The organism is Vibrio sp. 10N.286.49.C3 (genome assembly GCF_041469545.1).
GTDB lineage: Bacteria > Pseudomonadota > Gammaproteobacteria > Enterobacterales > Vibrionaceae > Vibrio > Vibrio tasmaniensis_A.
Genome location: NZ_JBFRKT010000007.1, coordinates 24,032 through 30,031, shown reverse-complemented (window position 1 = coordinate 30,031; position 6,000 = coordinate 24,032). Strand labels below are relative to the sequence as shown.

Below are 6,000 nucleotides of genomic sequence, written 5' to 3'. Positions count from 1 at the left end.
CTTTAACTGATCGGCATTACAGCTCACCGGCTGCTCTTTTTATTGTTCTAAAACTATGACTTAGTTACTTAACCGACCATTGCGACAATGAGCGTTTGAAGTCTTCATAGCCAAATTCATTTAGCTTCTGAACTTCACCACTGCTACGTTCGCAGTAGATTGATGGCATTTTTAGGCCATTGAACCAGTTTAGTTTCACCATGGTGTAGCCTGCACTGTCTAGCAGGTGCAGCTTTTGACCAATCTTAAGTGGCTCTTCAAAGCTTGCTTCACAGAACTGATCGCCTGCAAGGCATGAACATGAACCAATCACGTAGTCATGATTGCCGTTTTCAGACGCTTCTAATACCGATGCTGGTTCATTGTAGATAAGCGTATCAAGGCGATGAGCTTCGGTTGCCGAATCGACAATAGCGGTTTTCTTCACGTTCTTGACAATATCAACCACAGTCACTACTAAGTCAGTTGTCTTGGTAATGATAGCTTCACCCGGCTCTAGGTACATCTGCACGCCGTGTTTTTCAGAGAAGGCTTTTAGCGCAAGACCCAGTCTCTCGATGTCATAACCCGGCCATGTGAAGAACACACCTCCGCCCATGCTCACCCAATCCAACTTATCTAAGTACTCACCAAACTGCTCTGAGATTGAATCAAGCAAACCGATAAATGCATCGACGTCTTTGTTCTCACAGTTCATGTGGAACATCACACCATTAATCTCACCGAAGATCTCCGGTTTAATGTGATCTGCTTGCACACCCAAACGCGAGAATTGACGCGCTGGGTTTGCCAGATCTTGTCCTGCGTAGCTCACGCCCGGATTTAAACGTAAACCCAGCGAAGCCTTACCTTCAACGATGTGTCGGTAAGCAGCAAGTTGGCTTTGAGAGTTGAAGATCATCTTGTCGCAGATATCCGCAACTTCTCTCACGTCATCTTCGCTGTAACCCACACTGTAAGCGTGCGTTTCACCACCAAAGGTTTCGTGGCCAAGCTTCACTTCGTATGGGCCAGAGCTTGTCGTGCCATCGAGGTAAGGCTTGATGATGTCAAACACACCCCATGTCGAGAAGCACTTCAGTGCCAATACCAACTTCACACCTGAAATCTCTTTCAGCTGCTTGGCTTTCTCTAAATTCGCAATCAACTTGTCTTCGTTGATCATGAAATAAGGCGTTTTTAGTTCGTTGTTTTGCATGTTAGTACCTAGCGGCCCTCGAGTTCACGAAGGCACATGATAATCGAACAAAGCCGACGCAACAGCATCGGCTTGTAATTATACGTTCTCGTCAATCATATGACTTTGAATGGAATTCGCAGAGCTTTGACCTTGTCGCTAGGACATCGCGCGGAGTTTACGAACGTAAATGAGCACGATGGACAACGCGACGAGGGCAAAGAGCCAGAAATTACTTCAAAGTGTGGATCAGAGGTAAACCAGCTGTAGGCTCTAGCTCTTGAACGTGCCAATCTAGACCGATTTCGGGCATTGTTGCTAGGAACGGGTCTGGGTTTAGCTGTTCCATGTTGAATACGCCTTTATCAGCCCATTCGCCACGGAAGAACTGAAGTGCAGCCGTAATCGCTGGAACACCCGTAGTGTAAGAGATTGCTTGGTGTTCTACGTCTTCGTAAGCCACTTCGTGGTCTGCGTTATTGTAGATGAAGACACTGCGCTCTTTACCGTCTTTCTTACCTTGAACCCAAGTACCGATACACGTTAAACCCGTGTAACCCGGAGCTAGAGATGTTGGATCTGGCAGTAGTGCTTTAAGAACATGCAGAGGCTGAACCACAGTGCCGTCATGTAGCGTTAGTGGATCAGGGCTAAGAAGACCGATATCACGCATGCAGTTGAAGTAATTCAGGTATGCATCACCAAAGCCCATCCAAAATTCGATACGCTTAGCTGGGATGAACTCTTTCATTGAACGCACTTCATCGTGCGCCATTGAGTAAACTTTGTGAGAACCACAGTTCGGGAATTCAAACTCAAGCATACGAGAGTGACAAGGTACTTGCTTCCACTCTTCATTTTCCCAGTAGAAAGAGTCGCCTTGGATCTCAAGCATGTTGGTTTCTGGGTCAAAATTTGTCGCAAACTTCTTACCGTGGTCGCCAGCATTCACGTCCATTACGTCAATTGAGTCAATCTCATCGAACAGGTGCTTAACCGCGTACGCTGCAAAGATTGATACCACACCTGGATCGAAACCCGCGCCAAGAATACCTGTGATGCCCGCTTCAGCGAACTTCTCACGGTAGCCCCACTGCCAATCATAAGCTTGTGGTACTTGTTGGCCTTCAGAACATAGATCAACCGCAACCGATGTATCTAAGTAAGATACTTTCGATTGGTAACACGCTTCCATGATCGCCATGTTTACCCAAGGAGGACCAGCGTTGATCACTAGATCAGGCTTAACTTCTTTAATCAAAGCAACAAGTGCATCAACATCGTCAGCGTCTACTGAACGAGCTTCTAGTTTCTTAGTAGAATCTTTAAGGTTGTTTTTGCCTTTGATAGATTCGATGATTTTTTCACACTTCGCAATTGTGCGAGAAGCGATTGTGATATCACCCAGTACTTCGTTATTTTGTGCTGCTTTGTGTGCAACAACCCAACCAACGCCGCCTGCACCAATTTGTAGAATAGCCATAGTTTTTATTACCCTTGTTGTTCTGCTAGCTCAATGGCTAGAGTTTGAATTTTGTTAATTAGAGATTTGAAATCTGATGTCGTTAAGCACGGATTCAAGATGGTGAATTTCAACGCGCTTTTACCATCAACGACCGTTTCGCCAAGTACTGCAACGCCACGAGTCAGCGCCTCCAGTCTTAACGTCTGATTCAGTTTGTCTAAATCTAGCTCACCGTTTGCTGACGGCTTAGATCGGAACAGCACTGTTGATAGTGAAGGCTCCGCGAGTAGCTCTAAGTCCGCTTGGTTTTGAATCAGGTCTGCCACTTCTAGCGCTTGCTCAAGAAGGTGGTCGTACATATTGCCCAGTTGCTTTGGACCGACACTTTGCATCGTCATGAAGACTTTCAACGCATCGAAACGCTTGGTGGTCGCGATAGACTTATCGACTAAGTTCGGTAGCTCATCGTGTTCGCGATTCAAATAGTCTGCGTGATGCAGTAGGTACTTAAAGTTCGCTTTGTCTTTCAGCAGCACAGCGCCACAGCTGATGGTTTGGAAGAACAACTTGTGGAAGTCGACACTCACTGAGTCCGCTTTTTCGATACCTTTTAAACGAGCTTTGTGGCTACTTAAGATAAGCGCGCCACCGTAAGCACTGTCGACATGGAACCAAAGATCTTGTTGGTTGGCGATGTCAGCAATCGCTTCAAGATCATCAATAGCACCGTGATCGGTTGTGCCCGCAGTACCAACCACAGCAAAAGGAATCAGGCCTTGAGCTTTAAGTTCTTTCACTTCTGCGTCTAGCAAATCTGGCTTTATGGTGCCATTTGCATTCGTATCAACGCAGCATACTGCCGCTTCGCCTAGCCCTAGTAGAGAGGCTGACTTTTGAACCGTGAAGTGAGATTTCTTTGAACATAAGATACGAAGCTTGCTTGCGTATTCTGGTAAGCCAAGCTTTTGGATTGAGTGGCCATTGTGTTTATCTGCAACCCAGTCTCTCGCAAGCAATAAGCCCATTAGGTTACTTTGCGTGCCACCGCTTGTGAAAACACCGTCAGCTTGTGCGCCAAGTTGGTATTTGTCACACATCCAATCCACCACACGCTGCTCAACATAAGTCGCAGCAGATGCTTGGTCCCATGAATCCATTGATTGATTCAACGCCGCGATAATCGATTCCGCAGCTACCGAAGCCATAAGAGGAGGAGTGTGAAGGTGTGCAATGCAGTCTGGGTGTTGCACGAAGATGGAGTTTGCAGCGACAAGATCTGCAGTGCTATCTACAACATCAACCAAAGCGTGTTGATTGTTATCGAGATCAACAGCATTGATAGCTGCTTCTAGCACTTTTGGATCTAAACCCGAATAAGGGGTTTCAACTTGTTCAAAAACGGCTTTCATCGCTTGAGTGGTTTGGTTCATCACGCTAGCAAATTCGTCGCTACCGCCTAAACCTGTCTGGATGAAATGCTTATTCCATTCTTGGTGAGTTTGTTCGCTTGAAGCTGGGTCTTGTTGTAAACCACCACCCGCTGCGATGATCGCTTCTTCCATGACGCGCAGTGCAAAGTCGATCTGCTCGAAAGAGATAATCATTGGCGGAAGGAAACGAATTACCGAACCATCACGACCACCCTTTTCAACCATCAAGCCGCGCTCTAGTGCTGCTCGTTGAATCGCTAGAGTTAACTCGCCGTCTGATTGTGGTTCGCCAAATTTGTTGAGTTCACCGTTTGGTTGCTTAATCTCAGCGCCAAGCATCAGGCCTTTACCACGAACTTCAGCAATACAGTTCACACGCGATTGAATCTTCTCAAGCCCATGACGTAAATATTGGCCTGCTATGTTCGCGTGCTCAACCAAACCATCACGTTCGATGATTTCCAACGCCTTAGCGCCAGATACCATTGCCAACTGATTGCCACGGAATGTGCCGGTGTGCTCACCCGCTTTCCAAGTATCGATGCTCTTATCAAACACAAGCAACGACATAGGCAGTCCGCCACCAATCGCTTTAGACAAGCACAAGATATCAGGATTAACACCTGATTCTTCAAACGCAAAGCGATGGCCGGTTTTACCCACACCACACTGAATTTCATCAAAAATCAGTAGGATGCCATGCTCATCACAGATGCGACGTAGACCTTGTAGCCAAGACGCCGGAGCTGGAATCACACCGCCCTCACCTTGTACAGGCTCAACGATCATCGCGGCAGGTTTCATGATGCCAGATTCGTCGTCATTCAACATACGCTCGATGTAACGAATGCTCGCGTTAGCACCCGCTTCACCACCAATGCCAAACGGGCAGCGGAGGTTGTATGGGAAAGGCATGAAATGTACGTCAGACATCAAGCCGCTACGACGTTCTTTAGTGCCGAGGTTACCCATCATGCCCATGGTGCCGTTCGTCATGCCGTGGTAAGCACCGCGAAAAGCAAACATAGTGTTACGACCTGTGGTTTGCTTGGCTAGCTTGATCGCGGCTTCCACAGCGTCAGCGCCAGACGGGCCACAGAATTGAAGAACCGAGTTCGTTGAAAAGTCTTGAGGGAGAAAAGCTTTTACTCGCTTGATAAACGTCTCTTTTGCTTGAGTCGTAATATCAAGTGTCTGATATGGCAAACCAGAATCGAGTTGGTCTTTAAGTGCTTGGTTAATCTCAGGGTGGTTGTAGCCCAGAGAAAGTGTACCTGCACCAGCTAAGCAATCGAGAAAGAGTTGGCCACGAGTATCTTCAACTAAAACACCACATGCTCGTTTAATAGCAATTGGTAGGCGTCTTGGGTAAGAGCGAACATCCGACTCATGCTGTTCTTGCTCTAGCAAAATAGCGTCAGGCGTTAGGTCGTAAGTTCCCTCTACGATAGGAACCATAGTTGAAAATGAATTTGCGATAGTATTAATATCGACTTCAAAGGCGGTAGTCATAAAAGTCCCCTTGAATGTGTTCATACTCACCTCCATCAGACGCAAATACCCACCAGCTCTCTTTAAATTTGGAGAGAGTTCATAGTGAAACACGCGTATTGTCTAGAAATGAGATATAGCTGTACGCTCGCATAAGTCAAATGACGAATACGAAATTAGGCCGTCTTAGGACAGCAGAAACTAGTTAGCGTGAGCTCAAGGTTCAGTAATGCTACTGTTTTGAAGAATTGGACATTTGTGCAGTATCGGACAGCTATGAAGAACTGGCCCTTTTGGAAATGCAGAGCTGATTAGCAATGTTGTTATTAGTGTGTTCAATGTTGGGTTTCCCATTAGCATGGCGAATTGCGCCATAAGTATCCCGTCTATCAGCTAAAGGCTAGCTGATACCTACCCTACGTAATGTCCCAATCAGC

General features: G+C 46.6%; 3 protein-coding genes. All 3 read right to left on the bottom strand.

Translation table 11 applies throughout. From position 1 onward, the window contains the following. Positions 1-64 precede the first annotated feature (64 nt). Positions 65-1,198: a carboxynorspermidine decarboxylase gene (gene nspC / locus AB4180_RS02945; RefSeq protein WP_102249577.1), complete on the bottom strand. Its 1,134-nt coding sequence runs from the start codon at positions 1,196-1,198 to the stop codon at positions 65-67. Between the two features lie 211 nt (positions 1,199-1,409). Next, complete coding sequence (locus tag AB4180_RS02940; protein ID WP_004733354.1) at positions 1,410-2,660, bottom strand: carboxynorspermidine synthase; 1,251 nt, start codon at positions 2,658-2,660, stop codon at positions 1,410-1,412. An 8-nt stretch (positions 2,661-2,668) separates the two neighbouring features. After that, positions 2,669-5,608: a pyridoxal phosphate-dependent class III aminotransferase gene (locus AB4180_RS02935; RefSeq protein WP_198592252.1), complete on the bottom strand. Its 2,940-nt coding sequence runs from the start codon at positions 5,606-5,608 to the stop codon at positions 2,669-2,671. Between the last annotated feature and the right edge of the window lie 392 nt (positions 5,609-6,000).